Origin of the sequence: Arenibacter palladensis, assembly GCF_900129275.1 — a bacterium.
GTDB classification, from domain to species: Bacteria; Bacteroidota; Bacteroidia; order Flavobacteriales; family Flavobacteriaceae; genus Arenibacter; species Arenibacter palladensis.
Genome location: NZ_FQUX01000008.1, coordinates 159,496 through 178,854 on the forward strand (window position 1 = coordinate 159,496; position 19,359 = coordinate 178,854).

The 19,359-nt window shown below is 39.7% G+C and carries 9 protein-coding genes; all 9 read right to left on the reverse strand.

Annotation, left to right across the window (positions count from 1 at the left end):
- Window positions 1-4: 4 nt before the first annotated feature.
- The 9 genes from BUA60_RS18395 to BUA60_RS18435 all read right to left on the reverse strand — a co-directional run bounded on the left by BUA60_RS18395 (window position 5) and on the right by BUA60_RS18435 (window position 19,336).
- Complete coding sequence (locus BUA60_RS18395) at window positions 5-1,936, reverse strand: sialate O-acetylesterase (protein ID WP_084532682.1); 1,932 nt, start codon at window positions 1,934-1,936, stop codon at window positions 5-7.
- A 40-nt stretch (window positions 1,937-1,976) separates the two neighbouring features.
- Window positions 1,977-4,985, reverse strand: coding sequence for a glycosyl hydrolase (locus BUA60_RS18400; protein ID WP_072864284.1), 3,009 nt, complete (start codon window positions 4,983-4,985; stop codon window positions 1,977-1,979).
- A gap of 85 nt (window positions 4,986-5,070) precedes the next feature.
- Window positions 5,071-8,064 (reverse strand): glycosyl hydrolase, encoded by a 2,994-nt coding sequence (locus tag BUA60_RS18405; RefSeq protein ID WP_072864286.1) that lies wholly within the window; start codon window positions 8,062-8,064, stop codon window positions 5,071-5,073.
- Between the two features lie 121 nt (window positions 8,065-8,185).
- A complete protein-coding gene (locus BUA60_RS18410) occupies window positions 8,186-8,506 on the reverse strand; it encodes an L-rhamnose mutarotase (protein ID WP_072864288.1) in 321 nt (106 codons plus the stop codon).
- A gap of 6 nt (window positions 8,507-8,512) precedes the next feature.
- Window positions 8,513-11,503: a glycosyl hydrolase gene (locus BUA60_RS18415; RefSeq protein ID WP_072864290.1), complete on the reverse strand. Its 2,991-nt coding sequence runs from the start codon at window positions 11,501-11,503 to the stop codon at window positions 8,513-8,515.
- Window positions 11,504-11,575: 72 nt separating this feature from the next.
- On the reverse strand, window positions 11,576-13,060 hold the full coding sequence (locus tag BUA60_RS18420; protein ID WP_072864292.1) for a sulfatase family protein: 1,485 nt from the start codon (window positions 13,058-13,060) through the stop codon (window positions 11,576-11,578).
- A gap of 109 nt (window positions 13,061-13,169) precedes the next feature.
- Window positions 13,170-14,603 (reverse strand): RagB/SusD family nutrient uptake outer membrane protein, encoded by a 1,434-nt coding sequence (locus BUA60_RS18425; RefSeq protein ID WP_072864294.1) that lies wholly within the window; start codon window positions 14,601-14,603, stop codon window positions 13,170-13,172.
- Between the two features lie 19 nt (window positions 14,604-14,622).
- Window positions 14,623-17,847 (reverse strand): SusC/RagA family TonB-linked outer membrane protein, encoded by a 3,225-nt coding sequence (locus BUA60_RS18430; protein WP_178347030.1) that lies wholly within the window; start codon window positions 17,845-17,847, stop codon window positions 14,623-14,625.
- Window positions 17,848-17,884: 37 nt separating this feature from the next.
- On the reverse strand, window positions 17,885-19,336 hold the full coding sequence (locus BUA60_RS18435; RefSeq protein ID WP_072864297.1) for an L-fucose/L-arabinose isomerase family protein: 1,452 nt from the start codon (window positions 19,334-19,336) through the stop codon (window positions 17,885-17,887).
- Between the last annotated feature and the right edge of the window lie 23 nt (window positions 19,337-19,359).

Here is a 19,359-nt window from a genome sequence, read left to right on the forward strand (position 1 = left end):
TATATTAATAAACTGTGGAAAATGGGGCCAGAGGGAGTTCTTCCGAATCATAGATAAAGCATTCTGGATTATCACTCCAAGCATATCGTACTTCTATGGGGCTTTCAATTTTTTTGGAGGCTATATATATTTGGTCACCGTGAATGCGTGCCTGGGCATCATAAAATTCACCTTCCTTTCCGGCCAATTCAAAACCGCAAATTGAATCGTTATTTGTGGAAGACAAAAGTCCATTTACCTCTTCCAAATTTACTATTAAAGTATTTCCTTGGATAAAATGGGATTTATATCTTGGCCCATCGGATTGGATGTCCTTACCATAAACCTTTGAAAGCGCTTGAATTGCCATACGATATCCAAAATCCTGTTTATTGGCGGGATGAACATCATACTGATCCCCAATATCCATAGAAACAACCATCGAAGTGTTTGGAAGCTTCAGTGCTTCGGCCTGAGCAAGCCGCAAACTAGCCCTGGACCACGATTCCTCAGGCTTGCTCCAAGAAGGCTGATAATTTGTAGATTGCACGAATATAAAAGGAATATCGGCAATGCCCCATCGTTTTCTCCACTCGGTAATTAAAGCTGGGAAAGCTTTTTTATAAAAATCGGAGCGACCTGCATCCGATTCGCCTTGATTCCATAAAAACCCTCTGATAGCATACGGTATAACGGGAGCCACCATGCCATTAAAAAGATAAGTAGCAGAACCAATATTTAATTTTCCGTGAGGTTTGGGAGAAACTTCAGGCTTTAAAATCCCCCAATTATCAGCTATATCTATTTTCTTTTCCTCAGTATTGCTTTTAAGGGCGAATTCATTGCCTTCCACTTTTGCCCCCCCCCATGGTTGGGCAATTCGAATAAGTATTACATTTTTCCCTTTCTTCAATGCATTGGGCGGGAGTTCAATTTTAGCCTTTTTCGGATATAAAAAATATCCTATTTCCAATCCATTCAAAAAGACGTGCGCCTGTCTGTTCAAATAACCCAACTCCAGACACCATTCCATTGAATATGAGGAATCGGATAAATGCAATTCCTTTTTAAGCCATATCCAGTTACTCGAAATATCGTCCAATGCCGTAATTTTATTTATAACTTTCCATGGAGCTTCACTTTGACTGGAATTTGACAAAGAAGAAACCCGATTCAATCCGGAATTGCTTATTCGTTCTCGGAATGCAACATAACTGGACCAGGAAGTGTTGGCGTCCTCTACCCATTCATCCATGTTGAAACTTTTTGGAACTTCGGGTATAGTAATATCGTTTTCAAAGGTTTTAAAAGCTTGACTATCCATCCATGGAGCTATAGCCGTGCCGCCCCAAGAACTATGAATTATTCCTACAGAAACACCAAGGGCCTTTGTAAGTTCCTTTGCAAAAAACCAAGCAGAGGCCGAGAAATTTGGCAGCGTATTTAATGCAGGTAGTTCCCAAATGCCTCCTCTTAGATCATCCATTTCTACCGGTGAAGCTAGCTTGGGAACTGTAAACATCCGTATTTGAGGATAATCTATATCCTTCAGTTCCTGTTCGTAATTTTTAATTTGCGAATATGGAATCCAAGGCCAACCACCCAATGTGTGTTCCATATTGGATTGTCCAGAGGCGAACCATACTTCGCCAATCATCACATCATGCAATATAATGGAATCCGATAGAGATTGGATACTCAATTCATACGGACCACCCGCTGGCATTGACGGCATTTTACACATCCACCTGCCAATAGAATCGGTCGTGACCGTATTTTTCTTAGAATTAATTTTTACTGAAATAACCTCCCCAGGCCGCGCAAATCCCCAAACCGGAATTTCCCTATCCCTTTGCAACACCATGTGATCTGCAAAAATCCTTGCCGGCCGTACCTGTGCGCAAACTTTAGAACCAACCAATGAAAAGAAACAAAGAATAAAGACGAATGTTTTCATAACACTAATGTCATTGTTTAAAGAAATGGATTTAATCGCATTAATGTAAGGTATAACTCTGGATCGTCACAGGTCCTAAAAGCCCTGAAACCTTTAAGGGCAAATCCTTCCATGGAACCACATTTTTATTTGCCTTTACAATATTGGTCTGGGTAAATGATTCACCGGTAATCCCGTCTCCCGTCAATCGGTTGGACCATGTATTGGCTACTTCTACGGTGATCTTGTTTTCGCCTTCCAGAATATGATCGGTAATATCAAACCGATGTGGTTGTGTCCAGGTTATCCCCAACGATTTTCCATTTAACCATACCTCTCCCACTTCGGCCAATTGACCAAGATCCAAATAAATTTTTTCCTTATTTTCCGATTTTTTAAAACGAAACGTTTTGTGATAGGTGGCTGTACCTGAAAAGTACCTAATGCCTTCTTCTTTGGAGTCGGTCCATGAAATCAAATCCGAAAAAACGGCCGTATTGGGTGCACCCCAATTTTCAGGAAAAGTTACCTTCCACGATCCCTCCAAAGTGGTAACCTCTGGTTGGTTGATTACCTTTTTCCTATTTTGAAACGTATCGTCAATTTCAAAGGTTTGTTTATCTAAAAAAACCGCGCCTCCTGCGGTATAGTGAATCCGTGGCAAACGATCCTCCATGACTGGAATTCCTTTATACATACCCTCGTGGCCTCCTTCTCTAAAAACCACAAAATAAGACCCATAGGGAGGTAAGGAAATGGGCAAGGTGGTTTTGTCTTTTTGCTGGTCAAAAATAGTTATGGGATCGATGGTGCCTGATACGGGGTCCCAAATTTCGGGTTGTTTGCCCAATTGCCGGAAAGAACAGTTCCGTGTAATCCATTGATCTGTGGTATTTCGAACAAAGTAAAAATCCACCCCTTGCCCCTGATAGTGGATATAGTCCAATGGAGCTACTCTTTGATCTGTATGATTATCCGAATAGTCAAAATCAGGGGGGATACCCAAGGCCGTCAAGGCAGCCAATGGAGTGCTCTTTGAATCTATCTTTCCGCTCCCGGCAGGGCCATTTTCAGCATCCGCCATCCATATGGCATCAACTAGCGTATTGAAAGCTTCAATTGTCCTTTCATCCCTTAGTCCGATAACGTTCGATGGCTTATCACCTACTATTACCGCACCTTTTTGCGCCAATAGTCCTAATTTCTCCATAGTTCGTGGGCTCAGTTCCTCTTCGGCAACATACAGCACACTATAGGTCGCTACCCCGGGAAGCACCAACTTTCCATTCTCGACAGTAAGGTCGTTAATGAGGACATCGGTATTGATTACCTCATAATCATATCCTTTGCCAATGGCAAACGGAGTGTTTTTGGGCATTACCAAATTGGGGATTTCTTCCCCATAGTAATAGAGCACATCGGAAACAAATTTGGTGTTCTGCAAAATATAGGATACCCTGGCCAGGTAATCGTTGAATGGCTTTACCTTGGGCCACCAAACCCTTTTATCATTGTAATGGGTACCGGCAAAATATGCTATTCCGGGATAGGCATATTCCGAGGGATTATGTGTAAACCCATGTATTATAAGTCTGTTCATTCCCTCTGCAAAAGCCCTGTCCGCAAAAGGTTTCATACTTGCCGGAGATTCTTGCCAATCCTTATAACTTGTAAATGCCTCTTGCTCGACCCATCCCTTTTTATAAATATGGGAAGCCGCTGCGATTTCTTTAACCAGCCATACCATATCAATACTATCCTTATTAAAGTAAGGACGTTCGTACCAGAATTCACCTCTGGGAATATCCAATGCCCCCAACGCTTTCAAAGTTTCGACCGGGATATGGTGCATATGACCGGGCCCTCCCGACTCAGAACAAAGGCTTATTCCGTACTGGTTACATATTTCCTTGGCTTTTCCGTAATGATTTTTGATCATTAATTCAGAAAAAGTCTCGGCATAATCATGATTAAACTTTTTCAAAAAAAGGGAATCAAAAAGTTTAGGTTCAAAAAGACTGGGAAGAAACTTATTCACATCGTAACCATTCACCTGCTTGAATGCTTGAGGAAAAGATGGTGTCCAAGCAAAATCTTTAGCCTCATAACTCGCCAAGTATAAATATTTTAATGCAGAATTTTTAAGATTATCAACTAAAGGATTTAACCTATCTATAAAGTACTCCACATGCATTTGAGTAGCTATGGAATCAAAATGGTCAATTATTGGACCTTTTGCATTCTCACTAGGAACTATCAGCTGTTCCCCTGAATTGGAACATATAAATCGGTAAATATCCCATTCACCTCCTTTAGGATTCCAATCGAGAACTCCACTTTTTGGGTCGAAGTATTCGGTAACATTTACAATGGCTGTTGTATCCGTTAGACTTTGCTTTTCCGCGGGTACCGCTATTACAGAAATCTCCTCATAATATACCGGCTTTCCATTTTTACCATATTCTATAATCCTAGGATTTCCGTTGCGATCTGGGGTTATAGCTGGAAAGGGAAGAGACAATTTATTAATTTCTTCACCTTTTCGCTGAATCTTAGAATAATAAATAGTCTTTGCAGCCTGATTTGGTCGAACCCAACTGCCGCCGGCATTCCAACTACTAGATAAACTTAGACCGACTTCCAGGCCAAGAGCAGCTGCCTCCGTTAAAACAAATTTTATAGCTTTTAATGAACCTTCTTGCATAAACCCAGGACCTGGTGGAATCATTCCATTTGGGTTGCCAATTGGTCGGACTCCAATATCGAAAATATCCACACCTGCCAAGCCGGCATCCTTGATGGCCTTTAACTCCGTGCGCATACGCAGCGTGTCGACGTGTCCATTCAACCACCACCAATATACTTTGGCACGTGCCGAGTCGTTCGGTTGTTCAAAACCTCTTTTTAGTGAATTATACGAATTGTCAACTATAGGATTTTTGGTTTCTTGGTTACAAGAAAAACTAGCTAAAAGAATTATAACCGCTATGAAGTAACCTGTTAATTTTCTCCCGTGAGCGCTACTTGAAAGTGGCCTTTGCAACCATGTTTGATTAAATTTTTGTGCCATAATTTTAATAGTGTTACGAATTTATTAGTTTAGCTTAATAGAACAATTACTTGATCAAATACAAATTAGCTGATTTCATTTTGTTCTATTTAATAGGTGTTAAAACTTTAATTGTTACCGGACCTAAAATTCCAGAGGGCATCAATGGTACCTCTCTCCAAGGCACCTTTATTTCGTTCAGACCATCAATTAACGTTGCTCCTATATTGGTGTAAGTATATTTTTCTCCTTTAATAGCATCACCTTTGAGTCTATTGGACCAAGTATTGGCCACGTCTATTTCAAGGATATTATTCCCAGCTTTGAGATAATCTGTAATTTCAACACGATAAGGCTTTGTCCAAACAACCCCCATGTCCTTTCCGTTAAGTTTTATACTGGCCATTTTTGATATATCTCCTAAATCCAAGTACAACTTTTGATTCTTTTTAGTAACTGAATTAATTTCAAACTGGAATGTTTTTACATATTTGGCAATCCCGGAAAAGTATTTTACACTCTCTATATTAGAATCTGTCCAAGAAACTAAATCAGGAAAAATAACTCTTGCGGGTGTATTTTGACCTTTTGGGAAAAACACTTCCCATGCACCGTTCAAAGGAATTTCTTTTATATAGTTGGTGACTGCACTTTTTTCCGAACTATTTGTAAGTTCAAACTTCCCATTTTCAGCTAAATACATACCATTGGGCGTAAACTCCAAATTAGGTGACATGAACCCACCCGAATCTATTTTTGTATAAGCTGGAGAAGAACTTCCTTTAGAAAAAACAATAAAAAAGGCTCCGTACGCTGGTATGGTTAGAGGTATATTTGTACGTCCATCAACGTAATCATAGATAGTTATTGGACTAATTGTGCCATGGACAGGGTCCCATATTTCAGGAACCTTCCCTGCTTGCCTAAAACTACATAACCTTGAAACCGATTTATCCGTTGTGTTTCTAATAAAGTAATAATCGGTATTCCCTTTATTGTAATGTATATAATCCAAGGTGTTGAACGATGAATCGGCATAATCGATATCTGGATCAACGCCTATTTCTTTAAGAAAATCAACAGGTTTAATGCCAGATACTATCCTATTATTTTTATTGTTGATTCCAGTTTTTGACCACAACCGAACAAGATTTTCTTCAGAAGGGGCAGGTTCCAAGATGTTTTTATGATCATTAACTTTTTGCGGTTTTTCCCATATTATTTTAGCTCCATTTGATACCAAATCTTTCACTTTTGAAAGTACTTCCAAAGAAATTTCATCTTCTTGTTCCATGACCAAAAGCTTAAATCTTCCTCCAGTTGGCAACACTAACTCCCCATTATCCACAGTAAGCTGCTTTAAAATTTCGGTGTTAACAACCTCATAATCGTAACCAGGACCCACGCTAAAGCGACCATTTTTATGACCTGCAAAATTAGGCACGGCATTGCCATAATAATACAGTACATCCGCCACAAAATCGGATTGTTGGAATAAATAGGATATACGGGATAGATACTGGTTAAAAGGCTTTATCATGGGCCACCATACCCGTTTGTCGTTAAAATGGGTGCCTGCATGGTAGACGATTCCAGGATATCCTATTCCCCGTGGATTGTGGCTGCTACCATGTATTACTACTTTGTTCATGCCCTCACAAAATGCTCGATCAGCAAAGGGTTTCATATCAAAAGGGCCTTCCTGCCAATGCTGTTGGGAGGTAAAAGCTTCTTCTTCCACTAAAGGCCTTCCATAAATATGGGCTGCAGAGGACACTTCCTTTACGACCCGTTTAATGTCTACCCCTTCCTCGGTAAAAACTTTTCTGTTGATCCAAAATTCCCCACGTGGAAGATCCATAACCCCTAAGGACTTCAAAGGTTCTGCGGGAACATTATGTAAAGGAAATCCAGGCCCTCCAGATTCGGAATTGATATGTAGAGAATTAGCATTGGCAATTTTCTTAGCTGTACGATAAAAATTATCGATCATTAGCTCGGATAGCGTATACTGAAAATCTTTCTTTACATTTTTTGTAACCTCATTTGGAAAGATGCCTTCCTGAAACAAACCAGGAAGATACTTGTCAATATTATAACCGTTTAATTCTTTAAACTTTTTGGGCAATGTACTGGTCCATGTATGACCAACGGCTTCATAGCTCGCCAAATACAGACTTTTTAGAGGCGAATTTTCTAAATCATTGTCCGTAATGCTCTTTAATTTGTCAATTACATAGTTGAAATGGGATGCTGTTGCTTCTGCATCAAAATGATCGATTATAGGACCTTCGGAATTTTTACTCGGCCGTTTTAATAGTTCACCAGAATTAGATGTAATAAACCTATAAATATCGTAATCACCTGAATGTAACCAGTTTAAGATTTCAGTTTTATGATTGAAAAATTTACTGACGTTAATTACATTTAAAGTGTCAAGTGTTCCTTTTTGGGTATTTGCAGGTACTGCCAAAACAACGACTTCCTCATAAAATTCTGGTTTACCATTTGCTCTAAAGTAAATTTTGAACCTTCTATCCCGATCTCCACTTTTGGTTTCTTTGAATTTCTGGCCTTCCGCCTTGATAAATCTCCCTTCACTGTCGATTCTGGGCAATTCTGGAAAAGGCAGCTCTAAATTACTTTGGCCAGAAAATTTAGTTTTGGAAAAGTAAAGGGATTTGGCAGAATTCCGAGGGCTTATCCATGATCCACCTGCATTCCAGCTACTGGCCATATTTAGTCCTACCTGCATACCATGCTTACCGGCCTCATCCAGAGCGACTTTAATCGAGGCCAAAGAAGCTTCACTTAAAAAAGCAGGACCGGCAGCAACCATGGTATCTACTTTTGGCACCCCGGTTTCAAATATATCAAAACCAGAAAGCCCGGCTGCTTTCATTGCCCTAATTTCTTCCCTGACCCGTACGGTATCAATATTACCATTCAACCACCAATAATAGGCTTTAGGCCATGCTTCCATTGGTGGATTGGCAAAATTCAGTTTTAAATCTTTCGACAAGGGCTTCTGACCATATAGGAGCGATGAACCCACCAATAGTAAAAATGCCATTATATAAACCCCAACAAATCTGTCCATAAACTAAAACTCTTACATCAACTTTAAAAACTGCCCGATATATAATTATTGCACAATAAAATTGTATGCTTAACACAATAAAATAACTCAGGATCTAAGGAATTTTAAATCTCTGCACAAACTAGAATATCTGTTTCATGCAATACATTTCCTTTAATGGCACCACTATTGGCTTGTTATTTGGATGAACCTCCATTAAATCTGCCATATAATCCCACCACTTTTGCATTAGGCCCATATCTTGAGGATATATAGTAGAGATTGGTTTCATCTCCTGATAAGCAAACAATGTGTGTGTGTCCTCATCAATTAAAATAACGTACTTATATATTCCCTGGGCTTTAAATTGATCTTCTAATTCTACCCATATTGCGTCGTGCCGTTTTTTGTATTCAACTATACAACCCGGCTTAAGCTTCATTCTGAATGCTCTATAGTTCATAGCAAATTATTTAATGGTACTCAAAAAGATCAATTTAACGGGCCCTTTAAGTCCAGAGTCAATCAAAGGAACCTCTTTCCATGGAACCCTTATTTTATTGAGACCAATAATAGAGGTAGATTTAATATTGGTATTTGTATAACTCTTTCCTGTAATAGCATCGCCCTTTAGGCGATTGGACCATGTATTGGCAATCTCTATTTCCAATTGATTCTCGCCCGGCTTTATTATATTTGTAACATCAAATCGATGCGGCTTTGTCCAAGAGACGCCTAAATTCTGCCCGTTTAACCACACTTCACCTACATTTGACAGCTCTCCCAACTCCAAAATGATTCTTTGGTTCTCTGCTGTGCTAGAATTAATTTCGTAAGTGAAGGTCTTCACATATTTAGCTGTTCCGGAAAAATATTTGATTCCTTCAATTTCCGATTCCGACCAAGGGATAAGTGCAGGCAAAACTATCCGCTCCGGAGCGTCTTGATCATTTGGAAAAAACAATTCCCAAGCCCCGCTCAACGGCTGTTCTTTAATGCGATTAGTGATAAGGGTTTTCTTTACGCCCTGCTCCAACGTAAAATCCCCTTGATCCAAGATCATGGTACCATTCTCGGTATAATTCAGCAACGGTGGATCTTGTGCTATGGTAGAAATATTTGTGTAAGTACCCTTGGCAGAAACCTCCTTTGAAAATACCACAAAAGCAGATCCATACGGGGCAAGTGTCAAAGGCAATTGAATTCCCTTACTATTAGGTCCGTAGATGGTAACTTTATTAATATTTCCGGTTACGGGATCCCAAATTTCAGGGGTTTTCCCTTCCTGACGAAAAGTGCAGTTCCTCGACACCCATTGGTCGGTCGTATTTCTTACGAAATAATAATCCGACCCGTTCTTCTCATAATGAATATAATCCAGGATATTGAATTCGGCATCATCATAGGTGAAATCCGGAGAAATGTCCATTTGCCTAAGAAATTCTTTGGAAGATATCCCGCTGAAAACCTTTCCTTTAATGGACATTGCCTTGCTAGGTGAATTGGTTAAATCTACCCATAATTCATCTATATTGGATGTAGTAAGGTTAAATGACGACACTTTGCTTCTATCTATAAGACCCTTAGGTTTTTCGGAAACAATCTTGGCGCCCTTGGCAGCAAGTTGCTTTAACTTAGCGAGAATTTCCGGCATTATCTCCTCCTCTGGCGCCAAGGCCAACATTTTAAACTTTGCTCCAGTGGGCAAAACCAATTGACCTTGTTCAACAGAAATTTTCATTAATATTTCACTATTGACTACCTCGTAATCATAACCAGAACCTACATAAAATCGACTGTTTTTTGAGCCGGTAAAATTTGGAACCGCACTGCCGTAAAAGTAAAGTACGTCGGCAGTAAAATCGGTCTTTTGCAACACATTCGATATTCTGGACAAGTATTGATTAAAAGGCTTTACCTTAGGCCACCATACCCTTTTGTCATTATAATGTGTCCCCGCATGGTACACCCAACCAGGGTTTCCCGATCCACGTGAATTGTGGGTACTACCATGAACCACTACCCTATTCATCCCTTCACAAAATGCCCTATCCCCCATTGGCTTCATTTCGTATGGTCCTTCCTGCCAATGTTGAAAAGAGGTGAACGCCTCTTCTTCCACAACCCCATTGCCATATATGTGCGAAGCGGAGGAAACCTCTTTCACCACTCTTAATATATCTATCCCCTCATCGTTAAATCTTGTGTGATTGATCCAAAATTCTCCCCGTGGAAGATCCATTACCCCTAGAGATTTCAGTGGCTCAACCGGTACGTTATGCAAAGGGAATCCGGGCCCTCCCGATTCTGAATTAATTTTGAGTCCATGGCTATTGGCAACCTCTTTTGCCTTTCTATAAAAATTGTCAATCATTAATTCCGAAAGGGTAAACTGAAAATCGCGCTGAAGGTCCACTGGAGTGGGCCCGGAAAAAGTTTCATCATTAAAAAGAACAGGCAAATATTTTTCTATTCCATACCCGTTTAACTCCTTGAATTTTGTGGGAAGGGTTTCTGTCCATACAGTTCCAAGCGCTTCATAACTCGCTAGATATAAGCTTTTCAGTGAAGATTCGGAAAAATCATCTCCCAATATTGTTTTTAGTCTGTCAATGATATGATTAAAATGGAAGGCTGTAGCTTCCGCATCAAAATGATCAACAATAAGTCCATCTGAATTTTCACTTGGCAACTTTAATTTTTCTCCAGAATTTGAACAGATATAACGGAAAATTTCATATTGACCCTGAGGAGCTTCCCAATATAGTTTTTCTGTTCTTGGGTCAAAGAATTCGGTAACATCGATGACATTTTCAAAGGCGTCCTTCTTAGAAGATGTCCCTTTAGGCAAGGCCAATACCGCAACTTCCCTAAAAAATACCGGTTTCCCTTGTTTGTTCTTTTCAATATCCAGTTCCTTCTGATCCTCCTCGAGGACTATCTTCCCCTTAATCACCGTTCTGACCAATTTAGGAAATGGCAACTTCATGCCCTTTCTATCAAACTCTGTTTTTGAGAAATATATAGACTTGGCCGCATATTCGGGAGTAATCCATGATCCTCCGGCGTTCCAGCTGCTGGCCATGTTAAGTCCCACCTCCATATCCAGTTTTCCAGCTTCATCCAACGCGATCTTCACCGCGTTAAGAAAATCATCCCCCATAAAGGTTATTTCCCCAGGTGGCACTTTTGTTCCATTAGGTGCCCATTTGGGAACACCGATCTCAAATATATCAAAGCCAGAAAGTCCAGCATTTTTCATGGAGATGATCTCTTCCTTAATGCGTACCGTATCAATATTACCATTTATCCACCACCAGTATGTCTTAGGCCATGATTTCATTGGGGGATCCCTGAATTCTTGCTTTAAGTCAGCGGGAAGGTTCTTTTGTCCGTTCACCCCTGTTAAACCGCTAAAAAAGAAAAGTACTAATAAAAAACAACCTAAAGATTTCCACATGAGACTAAACTAAAAAAGGATTACAACTATGGCTCCCAATCCAGGGAGCAATAAAATTCTAAGACAACCACTTCAAAATAAGGATAATATAAAGCTATCGTTGGTTTTATTTCCCCATTCCAACAAGGAAACACGACATTTACTCTTTACGTGATCCAGTAATGGTTGATACGCCAGATTTTGTGTTTCTCCAGGATCATTTCCAACATGGAACAATTGTTCCTCACCTGTGCTATAGATGGAATATTTATATGGCCCAACTCTTATCATTCTACCCTTTCTCGATTTATCCTTCACAAAATCTGCAAGTTCGACAACGGTATATTCCCTCCACTTTGTTATTCCTTGCTCGGCCAACGGTAAAAGACTACTTCCAGGAAGACTTTGGGGACTTTCAATATTTGCATAGTCCAAAATAGTCGGTAGAATATCTATTTGCGACACCGAATTTTTAGAGTCTATCATTCCTTTCTGTTGTATTTCTGGCCACGAAACGATCAGCGGTATTGTAGCCGATTCTTCATAAAAACTAAGTTTTGCCGCCCATTTATGGGCTGCGGCACCATCGCCATGATCGGATGAGAAAACTATCATAGTGTTTTCTTCATAACCATTTGCTTTTAAGGATTGAAGTATTTTTCCAATTTCCACATCTACCATCTCGGTAAGTTTGTGATATGCATTTAGATAACCCTTCCATTCAATGGAGTCGAACTCTTGATTGGCAAACATGGTTTCAACACCATACTCTTTATGATGCATTCTTTTTTCAGTAATAAATTTTGGCTCATCCTTTTCTATTGCATGATTATGCGGCAAAGGTGGTAGGTTATCTATAAAGCGAGGGTCTTGCCCAACAATAGGAGCTAGCTTTGTCTTAAAACCAAAATATCTTATTTCCAATAAGGAGTCATTTTCGGAAGTCCACCCGTCTTTTCTAGCATACATACAAATATCATGGGGATTATGATAGCTAATGGTTAGAAATAATGGCTTTTTCTTATTATAATCCTCTAAATATGAGACCACTGCTTTTGTTAGTGGTGGATCCGTTTTAGAACCTAGACCATGATGTGATTCATCGGAATTCCAAAAAGGGAGAACCTTGTAGTCCTGAATACTTTTATTTTTTTCACTGTTGTTTGAAGGATAGGACTCTGGGAGATGCCATTTTCCGGCCCAAACAGTTTCATAGCCATTCTCGCGAAATATACGGCCAGAATTGGCAATAGTACTTTTAACTCCCTGACCATTCCATTCAACACCTGTTTGATGGGGCATCATTCCAGTTATGATACTACCTCTTGCAGGACCACATACAGGTGAGGTACAATAGGCCTGCTCAAATCTTATGCCCCTGGCAGCGATTTCATCCATTGCAGGAGTACTTAAATAAGGGTTACCCGCTGCACTCATCATTTTCACATGCTGTTGATCAGTGAGGATAACTACTATATTTGGTTTTTTAACTTGATCTATACTTCTCTTTTGGGCCAAACAAGCATTAAGAAAAATTAAGGTTAAAAACCCTATGCAAAATGATATTTTGTTATACATAACAGATTGGTTCTAATATAATCCTAACATTTTAAATTTATGCCCACTTCCAAAGGATCTTCAGAAGCGAGCATAACTACTAATTAAAACTAACTCAAAAAACAACTAACTAATAACCCGGATTCTGTTTCAAATTGGGATCGATATCAATTTCCCTTTGTGGCAATGGCATGAGCAATTCCTCTGGTGTTACGGAAAAACTGCTACCTATCCTTTGAAAATAAGAATTGAGTACTTGAATAGTACGACCGGTACGTGCCAGATCAAACCAACGTTGTCCTTCACTTAGAAACTCCACTCGACGCTCGTGCTCCAAGGCCAGCGCAAATTCTTCTTTGGAAAGGCCACTTAGATCTTCCAAACCTGCACGGTCTCTAATAGCATTTATAAAAGGGTAAGCTTCATCGGTTCTGTCCGATTCGTTCAGAGCCTCGGAATACATGAGCAGGACATCAGCATATCGTAAAGGAGTGAAGTTTACACCTCCATCTCCCTGTAGACCATTTGTAAAATCAACAAATTTTAGGCCATATTGAAGTTGTTCATAGGTACCATCCAACAAAAGAAGCGAATCTCTAATTGACAGTTCCCTTCTTAAATCTCCATTTTCATAACTGCCCCGTACATCCAAAGTAGGGACAATGCGCCCTGAGCCGTTCATATTATTAGGAAAAATAGCCGCATTAAAACTAGGTGGAGTAAACAGGCTCGAAAAACCGTTACCCTCACCAATATTTCCAGAAATATACTTTATCTCAAAAATTGATTCTGGCAATTCATCATTATTATTGGTAAACATAGTGCCATAATCATCTTGAAGAATATATTCCTGTGAATCAATAACTGATTTTAATGTTGTTAAAGCTTCAGGATAATTTTTCTGAGTGAGATAAACCTTACCTAATAGTGCTTTTGCGGCACTAGACGAGGCCCTTGATTTACTCATTTCTACACCTTGGAGCAATGAGATGGCCTGTTCTAAATCAGAAATTATAAAACTATAGATTTCTGATACTGGCCGTCTTGTCATATCAAACGTGGCAATTTCATCAGGACTATTGAACACCCCTTCAATCAACGGTAAATCTCCAAATAGTCTTACAAGGTTGAAATAATTATAGGCACGTAGAAAGTATGATTCACCTTGATATTGTCTTTTTACCCCCTCGCTCAGTTCTGCATCAGCAATCCTGTTCAAAACAGTATTACTACGTACAATCGTTTTAAAACTCAAGTTCCATACGGTGTTTACTTCAGTATTTGCAGCGCTAAGCCTCATTTCATCACACTCAAATTCAGAAGCCGTTGGAGAGGTCCATTGAATATATGCATTGTCAGTAGTAAGTTCCGTTAGCCGCAATAATGAGGCATTATATATATTTTGGAGTTCGGAGTAGTTACCGATCATGGCCGTCTCAAAATCTGCCTCGGTTTTGTAGAATGATGCTTCGTTGGTCAAATATTCAGGTTCTAATTCGAGAAAATCAGAGCAAGAGCTTAAAGCAATAAGCAGCGATAATAAAATGATTCTGTATATTTTCATGATTTCTATTTTTGAAGGATTAGAAAGAAAGTTTGAGTCCGATAGTGATAGTTCGAGCCAACGGATAAGTGAAGTAATCTATTCCGGAACTTGCAATATCACTTCCAGATGTACTGGACTCGGGATCATATCCCGGATAATCAGTAAAGGTATAAAGGTTAGCAACGTCCGCATATAAAGACAATGCACTAATGCCTAGATCTTTAACGGTGTCTGATGGAAAATTATAAGTCAGATTAACATTTTTGATACGGGTAAAAGAAGAATCGAACAAAAAATGTGAACTAGTACCGAACCCATTAGCATAGTTGCTTCTAATAGCCCTAGGTTGAAACCCTTCACCAGGCTGAGATTCAGAAACCCATCTACCCAATGATATATCAGCTATTTGGTTTTGTACACCGGCACTATTAAGAATTGCAGTACCCGCTTGAAAATACGTAGAGGCTCCCTCTGAACCTACCAATGAGATGCCAAGACTAAGATTTTTGTATGAAAATCTATTGTCAAAACCCCAAGTAAAATCAGGAAAAGGACTTCCTACAATTTTACGATCATCGTTGTCTATCACCCCGTCCTCGTTGACATCTTCAAAAATAAGGTCGCCTGCCTGTGTTCTAGGGTGCTGAACCGCTGCACCTGCTACTTCCGCTGCATTGGCAAAAACGCCTATAGCATTTAACATATAAAAACTTGAGATCGATTCTCCTACCTCGGTTATCTGAAAAGCATTATTTGAGATTCTCCCAGTTTCCGTTGCCAACTTGAGAACCTTATTCTGGTTAGTACTTAAGGTAGCGTTGCTGTTCCAAGTAAAATCGCCGGCCTGAATATTTATAGTTCTCAATCCGAACTCCAAACCTCTATTCTCTATATCTCCAATGTTTTGTGTTGCACTTTGAAAGCCGGTTGCTGATGGTAATTGCACGGCAAGAAGAAGGTCTGTCTTTAAATCTCTATAAGCATCTACAGTTAGTGAGATCCGGTCGTCGAATAAGCCCAGGTCAAGACCAACATTGGTCTGTTTGGATTTTTCCCAAGTCAGATTATCATTTGAAAGAGAGCTAGGAACTAACCCAGGAACCTGACTCCCATTCGCAACATAATTGGATTGGGATAAAAGACCTATATGGTTATAATTTCCAATCTGGTTGTTCCCTGAAATTCCATAACTAGCCCGCAGTTTCAAATTATTTATGAAATCAATCGAGTCCATAAAACCCTCTTCAGAAATATTATATCCCACGGAAGCAGAAGGAAAGGCACCCCACTTATTATTGCTTCCAAAACGAGAACTACCGTCTTTTCGTATTGTAGCAGTGAATAGGTATTTACTATCATAAGAATAATTAACTCTTCCCATAAAGGAGAGCAAGGACCATTCTGAGATAATTTGGTCGCCTGCATTAACGATACCCGCCGAAATGTAGGGTACATTTTCAGTTGGGAAATCCGATGCCCCCGCAGAAAGCCTATCGAATCTATCCTTTTGAACAGTAAACCCTCCCAAAACATCAAAAAAGTGGTTTTCGTTTATGGTTTTTTTATAGTTAAAAGTGTTCTCATTAAGCCAATTGATAACATTGGTTCTAGTTGCCCCAGCATTGGCAGGATAATTCAAATTTGTAAAATTAGGTATCTTAGAGGACCTCCAAATATCTATTTGTCCTGCCGTGTAGTTTAAACCTATAGTGGATTTAAAGGTAAGCCCATCAAGCAATTTATATTCCAAATAATTGTTCCACAATATATTAGCGGTTCTTCTATTATCGGAAAACCCACTAAGCAAATCAAGTGGATTTGCCAACCACCCTAAACCGCCGGAGACATCATCCTGATTGAAATAAGGCTCGCCATTTTCATCATAAACCGGTATAGTGGGCGCAGCGGAAAGAACTGCCATGATGAGCCCACCTGTTCCATAGTGGCCTTCACTATTCGGAAATCGACCATAACTGTACGAACCAGTCAAGGAAGTCCCTATTTTAAGTCTATCAGAAATATTAGAATCTATATTTGTGCGTAAATTAAAACGTTTGAAGCTTGACGTTTCGATAATACCGTCTTGGTCAAAATAACCTCCAGCTATAAAAAAACGAGTCTTTTCATTTCCATTATTAAAGGAAACTTGATAGTTCCGTACCGGGGCAACCCTATAGATTACATCTTGCCAATCTGTATCAACACTGATCGAAGAAGGATTCCTAAAGGCGGACGGTACCTGTGTTGCCCCAGAGCGTACACTGTTTGGGTCATCCGCATTGCCGCCAGCAAATACCCACGCATTATCCCTTCCTTGGGCTACAAATTCCGCATATTGGGGACTGTTCAACATATCAAGTTTATTCGCAACCGACTGCATTCCCAGTGACGCTTCAACACTGATTTCCGATTTCCCGACCTTTCCTCTCTTCGTTGTAATAATAATAACACCATTCGACCCCCTAGAACCATAGATCGCAGTAGCCGAAGCATCTTTTAGTATATCAATAGACTCTATATCAGAAGGATTAATTGACCCTAAGGGGTTTATACGTTGTTGGGTATTACCCGCAATTCCTGCAGCGGAGTACAGGTTCGTTCCATACGATCCAAAATCAGAATTGCCCCCACCTCCTATTGGAAAACCATCAACAACATATAATGGTTCGTTGCCTCCGGTTATAGAACTCATACCACGAACCAAAATATTTATATTACCCCCTGGGGCTCCAGAAGTCTGGGAAATTTGTACTCCTGCAACTTTACCTTGCAGCATCTGATCAAAACTTGCAATAGAAGGTTGGCTTACCTCGTCCATATCCACTCGTGTTATGGATCCCGTGAGATCCTTCTTCAGCTGTGTACCATAACCGACAACCACAACTTCGTCAAGATTACTAACATCTTCCTCAAGAATTACGCTTATATTACTCTGTCCGCCAACTGCAATCTCTTTTTTAACAAACCCTATATAAGAGAAAACCAAAATAGCATTAGAGGAATTGGCTGTAATTGAAAAATTTCCATCAAAATCAGTAACAACGCCATTAGACGTATTCATTTCCAATACATTCACACCTGGCAGGGGCGCACCATTGGCGTCCACCACATTTCCAGTAATTGTTGATTGGATCTCATTCTTATCGAAATCTGAAGGATTATCAAAATCAATGGCCATCACTCCGAAAGAATTAAACATGACAAGAACAAACGTTAGGAAGCGAGGGTGCTTAGCGCCCCACCATTTTTTAAAATTTTTCATAGGTTTCATAATTACTTGATATTAATTTATTATTGAGTTAATTCTCTGATATTATTACCGATTCAATGTTTAGGTAGTTTGCTATTTTAGCAATACTCTTTGCGTGATGCCCAATACCTAAAGCGAAATGATGGGTTGGGCCTTCTGCCATCCATTTATACAGAAATGAACGCACATCTGGCTTAAAATGTCCACGGGTATTTGTATTTCCCGTTGGGGGGATTGCCCCTTTAATAGATTGACCTTCTGCAATCACAAATTTGAACTTACCGTCGTAGGTAGAGTTAATTGAGAGCATTGTAATTGGTCCTTCCTTTATCTTAAATTCTACGCCAGCCCCATTACCAGGTTTCCCATGATATTTTTTTAGACTCCTAAGAATAGGTTTTCCATCCGCAATGGAAATGTTGTGAGGTCCGTCATGGCCTACAAGAACAAAATCATCATTAAAATCTACCGGGTGAAACTCAGCAAAACTTCCTCCAATCCCTAGTCGATCCATGATTAACATGGCAATAAGAGTCTTTAGATCAGATTCGCCACACATAGGGAATCCATTGGAAGTTAGAATTGAATTTCCTACAATTAAATTGGACATAACCCTTCTTAACTCGCTGTTTGGAGGGCCATCATAATAATAAGCCAGCCCATCTATATTTCTCTCCACAACAAACTTTTCCAAAGCAATACTCACTTTCGCCGCAATGCGCAGGTCCTCATCAATTAATTTTAGTGATATTGGATCCGAAACTGGATCTGGGGTATCGAAAAAATCCAGAATCTGTTGCTCCTTCATTTTTATTTCCTCTTCTGTCACCCTATCGTAGCAAGACATTATTTCATTCGCCTCACACTGCACCACATGCGACCCAAAAATTGAAGTCAACATTGTGGCATCCGTATGCATATCCAACATGGCATTCAGAGGGTGGCCAATGTGTCCCAAATGAACGTTCTTAAGATCATGAAGTACTTTTGCAATACGGCAATATTCATCAATTCGTTTATCGACATGATCATCATCATACAATGTTCCAATAATCATGTCGGGTACTTTCTTCCCCATGCGGGCAGCAACGCCTGCAAATTCTGGTAACGCACAGATATCGTCATTTACCAATTGCATGTAGGTAGAAGCTTTAGAATAATCCAAAGCTTTTCTAGGCTGCATTGCCACCATAACGATCGGGATAGAAAGAGATTTTACGATAATTCCAAATGTACCCGACGTGGCATAGGTTAACATATTGCAAAAGACAAGGTCCAGGTTGGCTGATTGAATATCCTTTAGTTTAACATAGGCCTTTTTTGGGTTATCTATCATACCGAAATCCACTATTTCCGCACCCTTATCGCTTAGTTTCTCCAATAAAACACTATGCTTTCCCATTAACTCATCCAAGAGTCCGTCAAATTGCCCCCAATAAACATCGTACCCTACTCCAAAAACACCGATACGCTGAGGTTCCTTTTTAATATTGAATTCCATATAAATATAATTAACGTTTAATA

What these genes read in the sequence shown, in the direction of transcription:
- BUA60_RS18395 (WP_084532682.1), bottom strand. Translation starts at nt 1,936, where the DNA reads ATGAAAACATTCGTCTTTATTCTTTGTTTCTTTTCATTGGTTGGTTCT.
- BUA60_RS18400 (WP_072864284.1), bottom strand. Translation starts at nt 4,985, where the DNA reads ATGGCACAAAAATTTAATCAAACATGGTTGCAAAGGCCACTTTCAAGT.
- BUA60_RS18405 (WP_072864286.1), bottom strand. Translation starts at nt 8,064, where the DNA reads ATGGACAGATTTGTTGGGGTTTATATAATGGCATTTTTACTATTGGTG.
- BUA60_RS18410 (WP_072864288.1), bottom strand. Translation starts at nt 8,506, where the DNA reads ATGAACTATAGAGCATTCAGAATGAAGCTTAAGCCGGGTTGTATAGTT.
- BUA60_RS18415 (WP_072864290.1), bottom strand. Translation starts at nt 11,503, where the DNA reads ATGTGGAAATCTTTAGGTTGTTTTTTATTAGTACTTTTCTTTTTTAGC.
- BUA60_RS18420 (WP_072864292.1), bottom strand. Translation starts at nt 13,060, where the DNA reads ATGTATAACAAAATATCATTTTGCATAGGGTTTTTAACCTTAATTTTT.
- BUA60_RS18425 (WP_072864294.1), bottom strand. Translation starts at nt 14,603, where the DNA reads ATGAAAATATACAGAATCATTTTATTATCGCTGCTTATTGCTTTAAGC.
- BUA60_RS18430 (WP_178347030.1), bottom strand. Translation starts at nt 17,847, where the DNA reads ATGAAAAATTTTAAAAAATGGTGGGGCGCTAAGCACCCTCGCTTCCTA.
- BUA60_RS18435 (WP_072864297.1), bottom strand. Translation starts at nt 19,336, where the DNA reads ATGGAATTCAATATTAAAAAGGAACCTCAGCGTATCGGTGTTTTTGGA.